This window comes from Kocuria rhizophila DC2201, from assembly GCF_000010285.1.
Taxonomy (GTDB): domain Bacteria; phylum Actinomycetota; class Actinomycetes; order Actinomycetales; family Micrococcaceae; genus Kocuria; species Kocuria rhizophila_A.
This window is the reverse complement of sequence record NC_010617.1, coordinates 2,393,738-2,411,712: the sequence shown is the minus strand read 5'-3', so window position 1 is coordinate 2,411,712 and position 17,975 is coordinate 2,393,738. Positions and strand designations below refer to the sequence as shown.

The 17,975-nt window shown below is 67.4% G+C and carries 9 protein-coding genes, 3 rRNA genes and 1 riboswitch; of the genes, 7 read left to right on the top strand and 5 right to left on the bottom strand.

Annotated elements, in window-relative coordinates; translation table 11 throughout:
• The first annotated feature begins 4 nt into the window (after positions 1 to 4).
• The 5 genes from KRH_RS10375 to rrf all read left to right on the top strand — a co-directional run bounded on the left by KRH_RS10375 (position 5) and on the right by rrf (position 8,777).
• Positions 5 to 1,264, top strand: coding sequence for an acyl-CoA dehydrogenase family protein (locus KRH_RS10375; protein WP_012399163.1), 1,260 nt, complete (start codon positions 5 to 7; stop codon positions 1,262 to 1,264).
• Positions 1,265 to 1,307: 43 nt separating this feature from the next.
• On the top strand, positions 1,308 to 3,023 hold the full coding sequence (locus tag KRH_RS10370) for an AMP-binding protein (protein ID WP_012399162.1): 1,716 nt from the start codon (positions 1,308 to 1,310) through the stop codon (positions 3,021 to 3,023).
• A gap of 440 nt (positions 3,024 to 3,463) precedes the next feature.
• A 16S ribosomal RNA gene (locus tag KRH_RS10365) occupies positions 3,464 to 4,994 on the top strand.
• A gap of 371 nt (positions 4,995 to 5,365) precedes the next feature.
• Positions 5,366 to 8,490: ribosomal RNA gene (locus KRH_RS10360) — 23S ribosomal RNA — on the top strand.
• Between the two features lie 170 nt (positions 8,491 to 8,660).
• Positions 8,661 to 8,777 (top strand): 5S ribosomal RNA (rrf, locus tag KRH_RS10355).
• The 16S, 23S and 5S rRNA genes sit together here, the layout of an rRNA operon.
• Before the next feature lie 66 nt (positions 8,778 to 8,843).
• Here rrf and KRH_RS10350 read toward each other — a convergent pair.
• The 5 genes from KRH_RS10350 to KRH_RS10330 form a co-directional block, all read right to left on the bottom strand.
• Complete coding sequence (locus tag KRH_RS10350) at positions 8,844 to 10,088, bottom strand: cystathionine gamma-synthase (protein WP_012399161.1); 1,245 nt, start codon at positions 10,086 to 10,088, stop codon at positions 8,844 to 8,846.
• A gap of 125 nt (positions 10,089 to 10,213) precedes the next feature.
• Complete coding sequence (locus KRH_RS10345) at positions 10,214 to 11,533, bottom strand: aminotransferase class V-fold PLP-dependent enzyme (RefSeq protein WP_012399160.1); 1,320 nt, start codon at positions 11,531 to 11,533, stop codon at positions 10,214 to 10,216.
• An 80-nt stretch (positions 11,534 to 11,613) separates the two neighbouring features.
• Positions 11,614 to 14,052, bottom strand: a complete 2,439-nt coding sequence (metE, locus tag KRH_RS10340) for a 5-methyltetrahydropteroyltriglutamate--homocysteine S-methyltransferase (protein WP_012399159.1) — start codon at positions 14,050 to 14,052, stop codon at positions 11,614 to 11,616.
• 162 nt (positions 14,053 to 14,214) lie between these two features.
• Positions 14,215 to 15,210, bottom strand: coding sequence for a methylenetetrahydrofolate reductase (locus KRH_RS10335; protein WP_012399158.1), 996 nt, complete (start codon positions 15,208 to 15,210; stop codon positions 14,215 to 14,217).
• 44 nt (positions 15,211 to 15,254) lie between these two features.
• A riboswitch (SAM riboswitch) is annotated at positions 15,255 to 15,371 on the bottom strand.
• A gap of 79 nt (positions 15,372 to 15,450) precedes the next feature.
• The gene (locus KRH_RS10330) at positions 15,451 to 15,780 is read right to left on the bottom strand and encodes a hypothetical protein (RefSeq protein WP_012399157.1); all 330 of its coding nucleotides are present in this window, start codon (positions 15,778 to 15,780) and stop codon (positions 15,451 to 15,453) included.
• 238 nt (positions 15,781 to 16,018) lie between these two features.
• Between KRH_RS10330 and KRH_RS10325 the strand changes: the two genes are divergently transcribed.
• Complete coding sequence (locus KRH_RS10325; RefSeq protein WP_088610690.1) at positions 16,019 to 17,044, top strand: hypothetical protein; 1,026 nt, start codon at positions 16,019 to 16,021, stop codon at positions 17,042 to 17,044.
• Between the two features lie 45 nt (positions 17,045 to 17,089).
• Complete coding sequence (locus tag KRH_RS10320) at positions 17,090 to 17,959, top strand: fructosamine kinase family protein (protein WP_012399155.1); 870 nt, start codon at positions 17,090 to 17,092, stop codon at positions 17,957 to 17,959.
• The last annotated feature ends 16 nt before the right edge of the window (positions 17,960 to 17,975 follow it).

Genomic DNA, 17,975 nt, shown 5'->3' with positions numbered 1-17,975 from the left:
CATCATGAGCAAGGACAGCACGGAGACCACCGGCATCACCATCGAGCACCCCGAGGACTTCCCCACGGGCACGCTCGAGCCGCACTACGACCTCAACGAGCCCCTGGCCACGGACGAGGCCGGGATCTACGAGGGTGTCTCGGAAGAGGACCGCGCCCACCAGCTGCGGGCCCGCACATTCGTGCAGGAGGAAGTCCTGCCCGTTATCGCGGAGTACTGGGACCGTGGCGAGTACAACCTGGACCTCGTGCGGCGCATGGGCGAGATGGACCTGTTGCGCGATGGAGTGGAGGTCCCCGGGATGCCCCCCATGTCCAAGATGGCTGCGGGCCTGGTGGCCATGGAGCTCTCCCGCGGGGACGGCTCCATCTCCACCGTGTCCGGTGTGCAGGGTGGGCTGGCCATGCGGTCCATCGCCCTGTGCGGCAGCGAGGAGCAGAAGCAGCGGTGGCTGCCGGACATGGCCACGGGCAAGCTGCTCGGCGCGTTCGCGCTGACCGAGCCGGCGCACGGCTCGGACTCCATCGGGCTCGAGAGCCGGGCCACGCCGGTGGAGGGCGGCTACATCCTCAACGGCGCCAAGAAGTGGATCGGCAACGGCTCCATGGGCGGGATCACCGTGGTGTGGGCCCGCAGCGACGAGGACGGCGCGGTCCACGGCTTCGTGGTCCCCCAGGAGTCCGAGGGCTACACGGGCACCACCATGAAGGCCAAGCTCGCACTGCGCGCCATCCACCAGGCGGAGATCACGCTCGAGAACGTGTTCGTGCCCACCGAGAACGTGCTGCCCCACGCCAAGAACTTCCGCGACACCTCGGCCGTGCTGTTCGCCACCCGCATCGGGGTGGCGTGGGCCGCGGTGGGTCACGCCCAGGCGTGCTACGAGACCGCGGTGCACTATGCCATGCAGCGCCACCAGTTCGGGCGCCCGCTGGCGGCGTCGCAGATCGTGCAGGAGCGGCTCACCCGCATGCTCAGTGAGCTCACCCAGATCCAGACGCTGGTGATGGCCATGGCACGCAAGGAGGAGGCGGGCACACTGAGCGGGCCACAGGCGTCCCTCGCCAAGTACACCGCCACCCGCACGGCCCGCCAGGTGGCCATGAACGCCCGCGACCTGCTGGGCGGCAACGGGATCCTCATGGAGAACCGGGTGGCACGGCACTTCGCGGACATCGAGGCCATCCACACGTACGAGGGCACGGAGACCGTCCAGGCCCTCATCATCGGCAAGTCCATCACGGGGATCTCCGCGTACAAGTGAGTCTCGCGGGGCGCACCCGGCCCGCCACCGATCCAGGAGCACCATGTTCGCGAACACCGAGCCGCTGACCCCCCTGCGCTTCCTGGAGCGCAGCGCGGAGGTCTTCCCCGACCGCCGCGCCGTGGTCCACGGTTCCCAGGAATGGAGCTACCGGCAGTTCGACCGGGACGTCCAGCGCTTCGCCGCGGCGCTGCGTCCTCTACTGGCGGACGCTCCTGCGGAGTCCTCCGGCGCAACCGGCGAGGGCGACCGTTCGAACGGTGCGGGCCGGCGCGCCGCGGAGGAGGACTTCCAGGGGGCCGAGTTCCTGGAACGGGAGTGGCCCACCGTCGCAGTGGTGGCCCCCAACGTGCCGGCGGCTCTGATGGCGCACTACGCCGTGCCCGCGGCGGGGGCCGTGCTGGTCCCCCTCAATCCACGGCTCAGCGCCCGGGAGCTGCAGTACATCCTTGAGCACTGCGGAGCCCGGGTGGTGCTCGCGGACGTCTCGGTGCTGGACACGGTCGCGGAGGCGATGGGCGACCGCACCGGGGTCCGCCTCGTGCAGGTCCCCGACGAGCAGGCCGGGCTGCCGGCCGTCCGTGACGGCGCGGGCGCCGGAGTCCCCACGTTCGAGGAGTTCCTGGACGCCCCGGTACGCCACGCAGGCAGCGCGGAGAAGACCGATGGCGGCGTCGTGCGCCGTGGCGTGGTGGACGAGAACGCTCCCATCACCCTGAACTACACGTCCGGGACCACCGGTCGGCCCAAGGGGGTGCTCTACTCGCACCGCGGCGCCTACCTCAACAGTCTGGGAGAGGTGTTCCACAACGGGTTCACCGGGGACACCCGCTACCTGTGGACCCTGCCCATGTTCCACTGCAACGGGTGGTGCACCACCTGGGCCGTGACGGCGGCGGGCGGGACGCACGTGTGCCTGCGCGCCGTGCGGGCGCAGGACGTGTGGAGCGCGTTCGACGAGCACGCCATCACCCACCTGTGCGGGGCCCCGGCGGTGTGCTCCACCATCGTGGACGCCCAGGAGGCCCACCCGCTCGACCGTCGCATCCGCATCACCACGGCGGGAGCTCCGCCGGCGCCGAGCATCATCGAACGGCTGGAGCAGGCGGGTTTCGACATCGTGCACGTCTACGGCCTCACCGAGGTGTTCGGCCCCATCACCATCTGCGAACCCCAGGAGCAGTGGGCGGAGCTGCCGGCCTCGGAGCGGGCGCGGCAGATGTCCCGACAGGGCGTCGCGATGATCCAGGCGGAGTCCGCACGGGTGGTGGATCCCGAGATGCAGGACGTCCCCGCGGACGGCGAGAGCCTCGGGGAGGTCGTGCTGCGCGGGAACAACGTGATGATCGGCTACTACCGGGACGTCACCGCCACCCGGAAGGCCTTCGACGGCGGGTGGTTCCACACCGGGGACCTGGGCGTCATGCACCCGAACGGGTACATCCAGCTCACGGACCGCGCCAAGGACGTGATCATCTCCGGGGGCGAGAACATCTCCTCCATCGAGGTGGAGCAGGCGCTCTACTCGCACCCGGACGTCCTGGACGTGGCCGTGGTGGGTGTGCCGCACGAGAAGTGGGGTGAACGGCCGGTGGCCCACGTGGTGCGGGCAGGCGGCTCCACCGTGACCGAGGAGCAGCTCCGGGAGCACGTCCGGTCCCAGCTGAGCGGGTTCAAGGTGCCGGACAGCGTCACCTTCACCGATGAGCTGCCCCGCACGGCCACGGGCAAGGTGCGCAAGAACCTGCTGCGGGACTGACCGGCAGGCTGGGGCCCCCGTTTTGCGCAGGTCAGCGGCCGTGTGTAATGTATTCCGAGTCGCCGCAAGGACGGACAGCGAAGAGCTGACCTGGACGGTCGACCAGCCCCCTTCCTCCACAGGAACCAACCGCGTGAGAACGCAGAGTTGCGGACCGGATGAGGAACGGATAGGCTAGTCGAGTTGCCAACAGGACAGCCACGAAGCTTCCGAATCGCGGCAACGCAAACTTCCAATCCAAAGCCCTGGATCAGGGTTTAGATGTGGTGTGTTGTTTGTCAACTCAATAGTGTGTCTAGTTTGTTGATACCAAAAGTTTTATTTTTTGGTTGATGGCCCGATGCCTTTTCAGGTGTTTTCCCGTTTCCTGGGGGTGTTGGGTGTCAGCTGGGATCCTGCCGGCCGCGCTGAGGTGTGGTGGGTGGTTTCTGTTGAATTTTTTGACGGAGAGTTTGATCCTGGCTCAGGACGAACGCTGGCGGCGTGCTTAACACATGCAAGTCGAACGCTGAAGCTTGGTGCTTGCACTGGGTGGATGAGTGGCGAACGGGTGAGTAATACGTGAGTAACCTGCCCTTGACTCTGGGATAAGCCTGGGAAACTGGGTCTAATACTGGATACGACGGCGCATCGCATGGTGTGTTGTGGAAAGGGTTTTACTGGTTTTGGATGGGCTCACGGCCTATCAGCTTGTTGGTGGGGTAATGGCTCACCAAGGCGACGACGGGTAGCCGGCCTGAGAGGGTGACCGGCCACACTGGGACTGAGACACGGCCCAGACTCCTACGGGAGGCAGCAGTGGGGAATATTGCACAATGGGCGGAAGCCTGATGCAGCGACGCCGCGTGAGGGATGACGGCCTTCGGGTTGTAAACCTCTTTCAGCACGGAAGAAGCGAGAGTGACGGTACGTGCAGAAGAAGCGCCGGCTAACTACGTGCCAGCAGCCGCGGTAATACGTAGGGCGCAAGCGTTGTCCGGAATTATTGGGCGTAAAGAGCTCGTAGGCGGTTTGTCGCGTCTGCTGTGAAAGCCCGGGGCTTAACCCCGGGTGTGCAGTGGGTACGGGCAGACTTGAGTGCAGTAGGGGAGACTGGAATTCCTGGTGTAGCGGTGAAATGCGCAGATATCAGGAGGAACACCGATGGCGAAGGCAGGTCTCTGGGCTGTTACTGACGCTGAGGAGCGAAAGCATGGGGAGCGAACAGGATTAGATACCCTGGTAGTCCATGCCGTAAACGTTGGGCACTAGGTGTGGGGAACATTCCACGTTTTCCGCGCCGTAGCTAACGCATTAAGTGCCCCGCCTGGGGAGTACGGCCGCAAGGCTAAAACTCAAAGGAATTGACGGGGGCCCGCACAAGCGGCGGAGCATGCGGATTAATTCGATGCAACGCGAAGAACCTTACCAAGGCTTGACATACACCGGACCGGGCCAGAGATGGTCTTTCCCCCTTGTGGGGCTGGTGTACAGGTGGTGCATGGTTGTCGTCAGCTCGTGTCGTGAGATGTTGGGTTAAGTCCCGCAACGAGCGCAACCCTCGTTCTATGTTGCCAGCACGTGATGGTGGGGACTCATAGGAGACTGCCGGGGTCAACTCGGAGGAAGGTGGGGATGACGTCAAATCATCATGCCCCTTATGTCTTGGGCTTCACGCATGCTACAATGGCCAGTACAATGGGTTGCGATGCCGTGAGGTGGAGCTAATCCCAAAAAGCTGGTCTCAGTTCGGATCGTGGTCTGCAACTCGACCACGTGAAGTCGGAGTCGCTAGTAATCGCAGATCAGCAACGCTGCGGTGAATACGTTCCCGGGCCTTGTACACACCGCCCGTCAAGTCACGAAAGTTGGTAACACCCGAAGCCGGTGGCCTAACCCTTGTGGGGGGAGCCGTCGAAGGTGGGACTGGCGATTGGGACTAAGTCGTAACAAGGTAGCCGTACCGGAAGGTGCGGCTGGATCACCTCCTTTCTAAGGAGCACTGTGGCTGGCCGTGTGGCCGGCACCCACGATCCTCGTCATTTTCGGCGGGGTGTGGTTGATGCTCATGGGTGGAATATCAGCAAGCGGACACGCTGTGCCCTGACACGGGAACACGACCGGACACGAGTTCTGGTGGTGGTGTTGGGGTGGCGGCGTGGTGGCACATTGTTGGGTTGTCGATCAACACGTCAGTGTTGGTTGGTTTCCCGCAGCATCACGAGACTGGGATGGTTGTCCTGGTGAGGTGGTGTTGGTGGGTTGTTGTTTGTCAACTACATAGTGGACGCGAGCATCTTTGACGCCGCGCACCTGGAAGGGTGTGTGGTGTGTTCTTTGATGATTTATTTGTGTTGTGTGGCGTATAAGTTGTTACGAGCACACGGTGGATGCCTTGGCATCAGGAGCTGATGAAGGACGTGGAAATCTGCGATAAGCCTCGGGGAGCTGATAAACGAGCTGTGATCCGAGGGTCTCCGAATGGGGTAACCCGGCTGCGTATTATGCGTGGTCACTCGTATCTGAATTCATAGGGTGCGAGGAGGAACGTGGGGAAGTGAAACATCTCAGTACCCATAGGAAGAGAAAACAACAGTGATTCCGTGAGTAGTGGCGAGCGAAAGCGGATGGTGGCTAAACCGGTTGTGTGTGATACCTGGCGAGGGTTGCATGATCGGGGTTGTGGGATGCGTTGTTCCTGGGGTCGCCACCCTGGGCGCTGTGGCGTGGTGGTAGTCGAACTGGTGGTGAGTGCCAGACCGTAGGGGGTGTGAGTCCCGTAGACGAAACTGTCATTGTCGTGGTGTGACGTTGTTCCCGAGTAGCACGGGGCCCGTGAAATCTCGTGTGAATCTGCCAGGACCACCTGGTAAGCCTGAATACTTCCTGATGACCGATAGCGGATCAGTACCGTGAGGGAATGGTGAAAAGTACCCCGGGAGGGGAGTGAAATAGTACCTGAAACCGTGTGCTTACAAGCCGTTGGAGCCTTTTGGGGTGACAGCGTGCCTTTTGAAGAATGAGCCTGCGAGTTAGTGTTACGTCGCGAGATTAACCCGTGTGGGGTAGTCGTAGCGAAAGCGAGTCTGAATAGGGCGTTGTGAGTGGCGTGATCTAGACCCGAAGCGGAGTGATCTACCCATGGCCAGGTTGAAGCGCGTGTAAGAGCGCGTGGAGGACCGAACCCACTTCAGTTGAAAATGGAGGGGATGAGCTGTGGGTAGGGGTGAAAGGCCAATCAAACTCCGTGATAGCTGGTTCTCCCCGAAATGCATTTAGGTGCAGCGTTGCGTGTTGCTTGCTGGAGGTAGAGCTACTGGATGGCTGATGGGCCCTACAAGGTTACTGACGTCAACCAAACTCCGAATGCCAGTCAAGTGTAAGCGTGGCAGTGAGACTGTGGGGGATAAGCTTCATAGTCGAAAGGGAAACAGCCCAGACCATCAACTAAGGCCCCTAAGCGTGTGCTAAGTGGGAAAGGATGTGGAGTTGCTGAGACAACCAGGAGGTTGGCTTAGAAGCAGCCACCCTTGAAAGAGTGCGTAATAGCTCACTGGTCAAGTGATTCCGCGCCGATAATGTAGCGGGGCTCAAGTACACCGCCGAAGTTGTGGCATGACACCGTTAGCTGAGCCGTTTGTGGTTGAGGTGGTGTTGTGGGTAGGGGAGCGTCGTTGGGGTAGTGAAGCTGCGGGGTGACCCAGTGGTGGAACCTCAACGAGTGAGAATGCAGGCATGAGTAGCGATAGACGGGTGAGAAACCCGTCCGCCGGATGATCAAGGGTTCCAGGGTCAAGCTAATCTGCCCTGGGTGAGTCGGGACCTAAGGCGAGGCCGACAGGCGTAGTCGATGGACAACGGGTTGATATTCCCGTACCGATGAAGAACCGACCCTACTGAGCCGGGGATACTAACCACCCGAGCCACCATGACCGTGACCCCTTGTGGGTCGCGGGGTGTGTGGTGAGGCTGGGACCTGATCCGGGGAGGTAAACGTGTTAACAGGTGTGACGCAGGAAGGTAGCCGAGCCAGGCGATGGTTGTCCTGGTCTAAGCATGTAGGGTGACCCGTTGGTAAATCCGCGGGTTGTGTGCCTGAGATGTGATGGGACTCTCTTAGGTGAGAGAATTCGGTGATCCTATGCTGCCAAGAAAAGCATCGACGTGAGGTTCTAGTCGCCCGTACCCCAAACCGACACAGGTGATCAGGTAGAGAATACTAAGGCGTTCGAGAGAATCATGGTTAAGGAACTCGGCAAAATGCCCCCGTAACTTCGGGAGAAGGGGGGCCCTGTCTGGTGAGCACACGTGCTGTGTGAGCTGGGTGGGGTCGCAGAGGCTAGGGGGAAGCGACTGTTTATCAAAAACACAGGTCCGTGCGAAGTCGTAAGACGATGTATACGGACTGACTCCTGCCCGGTGCTGGAAGGTTAAGAGGACCTGTTAGATCCTTCGGGGTCGAAGCGGAGAATTTAAGCCCCAGTAAACGGCGGTGGTAACTATAACCATCCTAAGGTAGCGAAATTCCTTGTCGGGTAAGTTCCGACCTGCACGAATGGAGTAACGACTTCCCTACTGTCTCAACCATGAACTCGGCGAAATTGCAGTACGAGTAAAGATGCTCGTTTCGCGCAGCAGGACGGAAAGACCCCGAGACCTTTACTATAGTTTGGTATTGGTGTTCGGTGTGGCTTGTGTAGGATAGGTGGGAGACTGTGAAGCCATCACGCTAGTGGTGGTGGAGTCGTTGTTGAAATACCACTCTGGTCACTCTGGACATCTAACTTCGGCCCGTGATCCGGGTCAGGGACAGTGCCTGATGGGTAGTTTAACTGGGGCGGTTGCCTCCTAAAGAGTAACGGAGGCGCCCAAAGGTTCCCTCAGCCTGGTCGGCAATCAGGTGTTGAGTGTAAGTGCACAAGGGAGCTTGACTGTGAGAGTGACAGCTCGAGCAGGGACGAAAGTCGGGACTAGTGATCCGGCGGTACATTGTGGAATGGCCGTCGCTCAACGGATAAAAGGTACCTCGGGGATAACAGGCTGATCTTGCCCAAGAGTCCATATCGACGGCATGGTTTGGCACCTCGATGTCGGCTCGTCGCATCCTGGGGCTGGAGTTGGTCCCAAGGGTTGGGCTGTTCGCCCATTAAAGCGGTACGCGAGCTGGGTTCAGAACGTCGTGAGACAGTTCGGTCCCTATCCGCTGCGTGCGTTGGAAATTTGTGGAGGCCTGTCCTTAGTACGAGAGGACCGGGACGGACGAACCTCTGGTATGTCAGTTGTTCCGCCAGGAGCATCGCTGATTAGCTACGTTCGGGATTGATAACCGCTGAAAGCATCTAAGCGGGAAGCTTGCTCCGAGATGAGATTTCCTGACCCCCTTTGTGGGGTGTGAGGTGCCCAGTAGACGACTGGGTTGATAGGCCAGGTGTGGAAGCGTTGTAAGGCGTGGAGCTGACTGGTACTAATACACCGAAGACTTATACACACACGATCTGTCATCAAGAGAGTGGTGTTCGCGTTCACTATGTGGTTGACCACCAACAACCCCCACCCCGGACGGGGTGTGGGTGTGTGGTTGACAGAGGAATACAGGTTTGACCCGTGGTAGGCACGGGAACCAGGTTTCCGCCCCCGGGTTGTGGGGTGGTGCAGGTTTCCGGTGGTTATAGCGTGGGGGAAACGCCCGGTCCCATCCCGAACCCGGTAGCTAAGACCCACAGCGCTGATGGTACTGCACTCGGTAGGGTGTGGGAGAGTAAGTCACCGCCGGAATTATTGTGAACAGGGTTGAGGCCCCACACCGTACGGTGTGGGGCCTCCCCGCATTTAACACGCGGTCTATGCCGCCTGCTGGCGGGCACCGCCGGCAGAGGGCACATCCCCCCGCCCCACCCGCGATGCGGCCCCGAGAGCCCGGTCCAGATCCGCCAGGTGATCGTCGATGCTCTCCAACCCCACGGACAACCGCACCAGGTCCTCGGGGACCTCGTACGCGGTGCCGACCCGCGAGGCGTGCGTCATGCTGTGCGGCACGCACGCCAGGGACTCCACCCCGCCCAGGCTCACGGACAGGTTGTAGAGCTCTGAGGCGGCCACGAACTCGTGCGCTGCTCGGACCCCGCCGGCGGGCCGGAAGGAGATGATGCCCCCGAAGCCGCCGTGCAGGGTCTGCGCCGCGAGGTCGTGCTGCGGGTGATCCTCCAGGCCGGGGTAGTGGACCTCCACCACGTCATCTCGGGACCGCAGGAAGTGCGCGACCTCCAGAGCGTTGGAACAGTGGCGCTCCATGCGCAGCGGCAACGTCTTGAGTCCGCGGGCGGCCAGGAACGCGTCGAAGGGCCCGGCCACGGCTCCGCACGCGAACTGCTGGAACGCGAGCCGTTCCGCGAGAGTCTCGCCGCGCCAGTGCGCGTCCCCCACCACCACGGCTCCGCCGAGCACGTCCGAGTGGCCGCCGATGTACTTGGTGGTGGAGTGGGCCACGGCGTGGGCACCCAGCGCGAGCGGGTTCTGGAGGGCGGGGGTCGCGAAGGTGTTGTCCACCACGAGCAGCGCGCCGGCGTCGTCGGCCACTCGCGCCCACGCAGCGATGTCCGCCACCCGCAGCAGCGGGTTGGACGGGGTTTCCAGCCACAGCACGGCGGTGCTGCCGGGGCGGACGGTGCGGGCGGCGTCGTCCGCGGAGGCCGAGGGCACGATGCTGTGCGAGATCCCCCAGCCCGAGAGCACCCGGTCGACCAGGCGGAACGTGCCGCCGTAGACGTCCGCGGCGAGCACCACGTGGTCACCCGGCTGCAGGACTGCGCGCAGGAGGGCGTCCTCCGCGGCCATGCCGGAGGAGAACGCGAACGCGCGTGTCCCGTGCTCGAGCGAGGCCAGCTGCTCCTCGAAGCCGTTGCGCGTGGGGTTGGATCCGCGGCTGTACTCGTGGCCGCCCTCGCGGAACTGGTTCACGCCGTCCTGCACGAACGTGGAGGTCTGGTAGATCGGCGGGACCACGGCGCCCGTGGTCGGATCGGGGTGCTGGCCGTCGTGGATCGCCCGTGTGGCGAGGCCGCGCAGGGTGTCGGTGGAGCGTGTCATCGTGGGTCTCCTGGTAGGTGTGGTCCGGGGGCCTCGGTGGCCGCCGGGGTGAAAAATGGTCATCGCGGGCGAGTCGGTTCGCGCGTTCGAGGACAGTCCGTCGCCCGCGCGAACCGACTCGCGGCTCAGGGGGCCGCTACCGCGGTCCCCCGCCCAGCCGCGGTGTCCCACCCCGGGGCGGGCTCCGCAATCACCGAGAGCGCCCGGAACAGGTCCGCGGTGAGCTCCGCCTCGTCCTCGAGCCCCACGGTGAAACGCAGGGTTCGTTCCGTGATGCCGCTGGCCCGGAACTGCTCGGGGGTGAGTCGGCAGTGGGTCATGCTCGCGGGGTGGGCCACGAGCGTCCGGACGTCGCCGATGTTGGCGGCCAGACGGATCAGCCGCAGGGAGTCCACCACGTCCTCGACCTGTGCGGGGGTGCCCGCGAGGTCCACGGAGAACACCCCTCCGGCGCCCCGGTACCCGCCGTGCCTCAGCAGCTCGCGCTGGCGGCCCGTGGCGGAGGCCGGGTGGTGCACCCGTTCCACGGCGGGATGGGCCGCGAGCGTTGCAGCCAGGCTCTCGGCCGTGGCCGACTGCCGCTCCACCCGCACTCCCAGGGTGGCCATGCCCTGCAGGATCTCGTGCGCGATGGTGGCACCCAGGCACGGGCCGAGGTCGTTGAGGTACTTGCACCGCGCCACCCCAAGCACCGCGCGCTCGGCGCCGTAGGTCTCCACGGCGGAGCGTCCGCCCCAGCGGTGGCGCGGTTCGGTCAGCCACGGCCACCGAGCGGGATCATTGGTGGGGTCGAAGCTCCCGGTGGCCACGAGCAGCCCGCCCAGCGGTCCGCCGTGCCCGGCCAGGTACTTGGTGGCCGAGTGCACCACGAAGTCCGCCCCGTGCTCCCCGGGGGTGTACAGGTGCGGGGTGGCCACGGTGTTGTCCACCACCACGGCCGCCCCGTGACGGTGGGCGATCTGCGCGATCGCCTCCAGCTCGGGCAGCTCGGTGAGCGGGTTGGCGATGGACTCCAGGAAGAACACGCGCGTGCCCTCCCGCACGGCGTCCTCCCACTCGCGCGGATCGCGGGGATCCGCGAAGCTCACCTCGAGCCCGGTGTCCGCGAGGGTGTCCGTGAGCAGGTCCACGGACCCGCCGTAGAGCCGTGAGGACACCACGGCGTGGGCGTCCCGCGCCGGTCCCGTGAGCGTGAGCAGGGCCAGCGCCACGGCCGCCTGGCCCGACGACGCCGCCACGGCACCCGCTCCGCCCTCGCGCCGGGCGATCTCGGCCTCCAGGGCCGCGACGTTCGGGTTGCCCGTCCGCGCGTACGTGTACCCACCGGCCCGCTGCGCGAACACGGCGCGGGCGTCCGCGAGGGTGTCGAACGCGTAGGCCGCGCTGTGGTGGATGGGCTGGACGATGGGCGTCCCCAGTGGTGGGGCAGCCGTGGTGGCGCTCATGACATTCTCCGTTCTTCGGTGCCGCGCGGCTCCCGGTGCGGGAGCCGCGCGGGTGGTGCTCCGGTGGTGGGCCGTGCGCCTCAGCGCGTGGCCGCGGCCCCCGCGGGGGCGGTGCCGGGCGGGACGGCCCGGGCGGCGTCGTTGCCCTGGCCGTCCCGGTCCGCGCGGGCGAGCTCGCCGCGCACCGTGACCGCGGCGGCCACCAGACGGTCCAGGGCGGCCCGCGTCTCGGGCCAGGCGCGGGTCTTCAGACCGCAGTCCGGGTTGACCCACACGCGGTCGGCACCGATGGCGTGCGCAGCGTGGCGCACGCGCCCGGCGACCTCCTCGAACGTGGGCACGCGCGGGGAGTGGATGTCCCACACGCCGGGACCCACGTCCCGCGGGAAGTCCGCGGCGGCGAGCCCGTCCACGATGCCCGAGCCGGAGCGGGAGGCCTCCAGGGTGGTGACGTCCGCGTCCAGGCCCTCGATCGCGTCCAGCACCGTCTCAAACTCCGAGTAGCACAGGTGCGTGTGGATCTGCGTGTCCGTGGCGGCGGCTCCGGTGGCCAGCCGGAACGACCCCACGGACCACTCCAGGTACGCCGGGCGGTCCGCCTCGCGCAGCGGCAGCAGCTCCCGCAGCGCTGGCTCGTCCACCTGGACCACGGCGGTCCCGGCGGCCTCGAGGTCCGTGATCTCGTCCCGCAGAGCCAGCGCCACCTGGTCCGCGACCTCCGCCGCGGGGGCGTCGTCCCGCACGAAGGACCACGCGAGGATCGTCACCGGACCCGTGAGCATGCCCTTCACAGGACGGTCCGTGAGCGACGCCGCGTACCCGGTCCAGTCCACGGTGATGGGCGCGGGCCGGGAGACGTCCCCGAACAGGATGGACGGGCGCGTGCACCGCGAGCCGTAGGACTGCACCCAGCCGTGACGCGTGGTCGCGAAGCCGTCCAGGGCCTCCGCGAAGTACTGCACCATGTCGTTGCGCTCCGGCTCGCCGTGCACCAGCACGTCCAGGCCCAGCTCCTCCTGCGCGCGCACCGTGCGGGCGATCTCCCGCCGGATCGCCTCCGTGTAGGCGGCGTCGTCCAGGCGCCCGGCGCGGTGGGCAGCGCGGGTCGCACGGATCTCGGTGGTCTGCGGGAACGAGCCGATGGTGGTGGTGGGCAGCAGCGGCAGCCGCAGCCGCTCGTGCTGCGCCGCCCGGCGCTCGACGGCGGAAGCCCGCACGCGGTCCTCGCCGCGCACCGCGGCGGTGCGCTCGCGGACCTCGGGCCGGTGCGTGGCCGGGTGGGCGGCGCGGGCCGCGCGGATCCGGGCGTCCGTCTCCAAGGTCTGCGTGATCGCCTCCCAGCCGTGCTCGACGCCGCGCGCGAGCTCGACCACCTCGGTGACCTTCTGGTCAGCGAACGCCACCCAGCTGCGCACGTCCGGGTCCAGCCCGGTCTCCTGGGTGACGTCGTGCGGGACGTGCAGCAGCGGCGTGGCCGTGCCCACCGCCACGGGGCCGCGGGCCGCGGCGCGCAACCGGTCCAGGGTGTCCGTGGCGCCCGCCAGGTCCGTGCGCCACACGGTGCGACCGCCCACGACGCCGGCCACGACCGGGCGCTCGCCCCACGCCCGCAGCGCCTCGGCACCGGGGACGTCCCCGCGGTCCAGGTCCACGGCCAGGGCCTCCGCATCCGTACGGGCCAGGGCCAGCAGGGCGTCCCCACCGGCATCCCCGTAGCCCACGGTCACGAGTGCGGCGGGGCGGTCCGCCGGGAACGTGAGCCGGCGGTAGGCGGACTCCACGGCGGCCACGATCTCGGTGCGCTCCACCGCCCAACCGTCCGCGGCGAGAGCGGGCTCGTCCAGCTGCACCCACTGCACACCGGCCGCGGCGAGCTCCGAGAGGATCCGCACGTAGAGACCCACCACGTCCTCCAGGCGGCCCAGCGGATCCACGGGGGCGTCGTCGGTGGTCTCCGGGCGGGAGAGCAGCAGCAGGGTCACCGGACCCACGAGCACGGGGCGGGTCCGCACCCCGGTGCGCCGGAGGGTGTCCAGGTAGCGGGCCACGAGGCTCTCCGGGTGCGCGCTGAGGGGGGTGTCCGGGCCGATCTCCGGGACGTAGTAGTGGTAGTTGGTGTCGAACCACTTGGTCATCTCCAGCGGCTCCAGCCGGTCCGTGCCCCGGGACAGCGCGGTGAGCAGGCCGATGCCCTCGGGGGTGTCCGGGGCGGCGGGGGAGTAGCCGTCCGCAGTGAAGCGGGCCGGGACCGCGCCGAGGGCCAGGGCCGTGTCCAGCACGTGGTCCACGGCGAAGCCCTCGGACGGGATGGCGTGCTCGGCGCCGAGCCCGAGCTCCCGCAGCCGCAGGGTGGTGCGTTCGCGCAGGGCGCCGAGCGTGTCCACCACGGTGCTCGCGGGGTGCCGGGCGGGATCCTTCCAGTGGGCTTCGAGCGCACGCTTGAGCTCGCGGTCCGGGCCGATGCGCGGATAGCCCAGGATCGTGGCGGCGGGCAGGGTGGCGGGGTTCGTGACGGTCATGATCTCTCCTTGCGAGGGTCGGTCCGGGGTGGAAAAGGGTGTGGGGCAGCCGCGCCGCGGGTGGGTCCGCGGCGGGACGGGTGGGTTGGTGACGATGCCGTGCCGGGCACCGGGCCTGCCGGGGCGTCTCCGATGTAGGCGGGGCGCCCGACGCTGCCCGGGTCAGGCCGCGGGGCTGCGGCCCCGGTACTCGCGGGCGGCGTCCCGCACGCGCAGGTGCTCCAGGATGGTCAGCGCCGCGTCCGGGCGGTTGAAGGTGTACAGGTGGAAGCCGGCGCAGCCGAGGTCCAGGAGGTCGTCGATCAGGGTCAGCGTGGCGGCGGTGCCCCGGTGCCGCAGCTCGTCCGGGGAACCCGCGGTGAGGAACCGGGTGAGCCGCTCGGGCACGGGCACACCGGTGATCTCCGTCATCCGCTGCAACCGTTTCGGGTTGGTCAGCGGCATCAGGCCGGCCACCACGGGAATGTGGATCCCCTCGGAGCGTGCCCGCTCGAGGAACGCGGCGTAGTCCTCGGGCTCGTACAGCACCTGCGTGATCGCGTAGTCAGCGCCGGCCTCCTGCTTCTCCCACAGGGAGGCCAGGTCCGCCTCGAAGTCGCGGCCGCGCGCGGGGGAGGGGTAGCACGCCACCGACACGGACAGCGGCCGGGTGCCGGGGCGGAAGCCGTCCCCGAAACGACGCCGCTCGACGTCGCGGATGAGCCGCACCAGCTCCGAGGCCCGGCCGATCCCCCCGGGAGGGGTCACCCACTCACCCGCACCCAGGGGCGGGTCCCCGCGCAGTGCGAGGAGGTCCCGCACGCCGTCGTCCAGCAGATGCTCCACGGAGCGCTCCAGTCCGGCGCGGTCCGTGCCGCCGCACGTGAAGTGCGCCATCACGGGCGTGCGGGTGGTCCGGCGCAGGTGCCGCAGGGCCTCGCGGGAGACACCGCGCCCGCCCGAGTGTCCGTGCGTGACCGAGAAGAAGTCTGGTCCGGCCTGGGCCATGGCGTCGATGCTGCGCCACACGGTGTCCGGGTCCGTGGTGGGGCGCGGGGGGAACACCTCGAACGAGACGAGCGTGGAACGGCGGGGCCGGCGCACCAGCCAGGACGTGCCCGAGGGCGCGGCGCCCGCCGCGGTGAGGTCCTGGTGGACGGCGGTCAGGGGTGCGGACATATGAGAAAACCTCCGGCGGTAGGACGCCGGAGGTCGATTTCCGTGCGCCGTACTTGCCAGCCACGCGGTTGCGTGACGGCCGGATCGTCATCTGGGGCACCCCACTACAGCAGGAGGGTTGCCGCCCGGTTAGCCAGAGCTTTGCACCGGGACTCATGATCCTTTGTTGGCTGCGACAGTAGCACGGGCGGGGAGAGTGTCAAAAGGAGGCCGTGCGGCGTCGTGGGTCGGGGCGGGGGATCAGCGCGGGAGGGCGCCGCGGGTGCTGCCGGTGTGGTGCGGGTCCCGCGTGAAGCCGAGTACGATCCGCTCGGTGTCCAACAGGTCGGAGGAGTCCTCCGGGCCCGGGCACTGGTCCTCGTGGAAGAGCCGCACGAGGGACACGGTCACCGCGCACAGCGTGAACGAACCGGTGGTGACGGCCAGGAAGAACGGGGCATAGGGCGCGTGCACGGACCAGTCCGTGAACAGGAAGGACGCGGTGTAGACGCACGCGGTGAACACGCCGAGCACGGCGGAAAGCTGGTAGAGGCCGTTCTCCAGTCGGTGGTGACGCAGCAGCGGTGTCATGGATCCCTTGCGGTGCAGACGGTGCGGACGGTGTGCCGCGACGACTCGGGGTGACTCCGGAGGACATGAACGAGAACGAGAATGCGCGGGCCGGCAGTGCGCTCATCCTAGCAACCCGGGGTGTCGTCGCACGTGGGGCCGGTGTGGGCCGTTCTGGGGGCGGGGTTGGGCGCGCAACACGTTTTCATGTCTTCGAATGCACTTGGCCGGAGGCGATCCAGCTGTGAGACTCGTCACCATGACGACCTCCCGCGCCCTGCGCTGCCTGTCCGTGGCCACCCTCGTGCTCGCCCTGGGGGCGTGCGGGGCGCCGTCGGGAGGGGACGGTTCTTCTGGGGCCTCGTCCGCCGCGCCGTCGGGGGCCGGGGTCACGAGCGGGGCGACGCCGGGTCGCTCGGGCGACGCCGCGGCGTCGCCGTCCGCCACGAGTGTGCGGCCCAGCCCCTCGCCGGAGGCGGCGCAGGCCGCCGAGCTGACCCAGAGCTTCACCACGCCGGACGGGAGCATCGGGTTCCGCTACCCGCAGGGATGGACGGTGGGCGCACCGGACGCCTCGACGCCCGAGACCAGGGCGTGGCTCCTCAAGGACGCCGAGGGCGCCACCGTACTCATGCTGGCCATCCGGCCGGACGGGCAGATCGCGAGCCCCGTGACACCCACGAGCACCACGTCCCACGGCACCCTGCCCGGCGCGCTGGACTCCCACGGTGACCCCGTGCGCATCGCCGTGGGGCCCTACCCCGGGCAGTCCGCGGGGGCCAACATGCTGGTGGCCTACGGCATCACGTCGAACACCGGGGCGGACCGGCTGTTCGGTCACATCTCCCGCGGGGACGGCACGATGGTGTCCTTCCAGGGCACCCAGCAGGGCGGGATCAACACCTCGGTGGACATGGCGGCGGAGGCGGACGCGTTCTCGAAGAGTCCCCGGTTCCGCGAGGAGATCCTCCCCGTGCTGTCCTCCTTCACCATGCGGCCCGTGGGCGCCACACCCGCCGCGACGGCGGCCCCCACCGGGGGCACCGGCGCGTGCCGGGGTGGGTCCTACGAGTACAGCGGGCTCGAGGGTGTGGACTGCGCCGAGGCGACCGCGATCCTCCAGGAGGTGGAGAGCGCCGGGCGCCCCGCCGGTGCCCGCGGCAAGGAGACGGACCGGTACCACTGCTTCTGGTCCAGCGCGGGGGAGAAGAGCTCCGGGGCACCGGACGTGCAGTGCAATGCGCAGACCTCCGGGCGGCACCTGTTCGAGGCGAACGTGCGCTGAGCCCGCGCGCCCCAGCCCGTCGGAGGGCGGTGCTACACATGAGCCATGGCACACCTGGATGAGCTTCCCCCGGATCTCGTGACCGAGCTGCGCGTGAGCGCCGCGCATCCCCTGAGCGGAGGGGACAGCGCCAACGCGTTCCGCTTGGACACCCCGGACGGGCCCCTGTTCGCCAAGACCATGAGCTACGCCCCCGAGGGCGTGCTGCCGGTCGAGGCCGCCGCGCTCGAGGCCCTGCGCGCCGTGGCCCCGGACGAGGTGCGGATCCCCGCGGTGCGGCACGTCAGCGAGGATGCCCTCGTGCTGGAGTGGATCGACGAGGTCCAAGGAGAGCGCACCCGCGCCACCGAACGGAGCCTGGGGGTGGGCCTGGCGGGCATCCACCGTGCCCGGGCCCCGCACGTGGGGTGGCTTTCCCCGCAGCTGCCCGAGCGCATCGGGTCCATGACGGCGGACCTCACCCCCACCGACGACTGGGCGGACTTCCTGCTGGAGCGGCGCATCGAGCCCCTGCTGCGCGCGGCGGTGGACGCGGGCAACCTGGACCCGGCCGCCACCGGGGTGCTCGCGGAGCTCGCACCGCGCGCCGCCGAGCTCGCCGGGCCGCCCGAGCCCCCGAGCCTGCTGCACGGGGACCTCTGGGCGGGCAACCGGGTGGTGGACTCCGCGGGGGCCAACTGGCTCATCGACCCGTCCTCGTTCTACGGCCACCGCGAGTACGACCTCGCCATGATGCAGCTCTTCGGCGGTTTCGGACGGGACTGCTTTGCCGCCTACGACGACGCCCACCCCCTTGCCGACGGCTGGCAGCAGCGGGTGCCGTGGTACCAGCTGCCGCCGCTGCTCGTCCACGCCCTGCGTTTCGGCGGCGGGTACGGCGGGTCGGTCATGCGGGCGCTGCGCCAGCTCGCCTGAACGGTGCGAGCGCTCC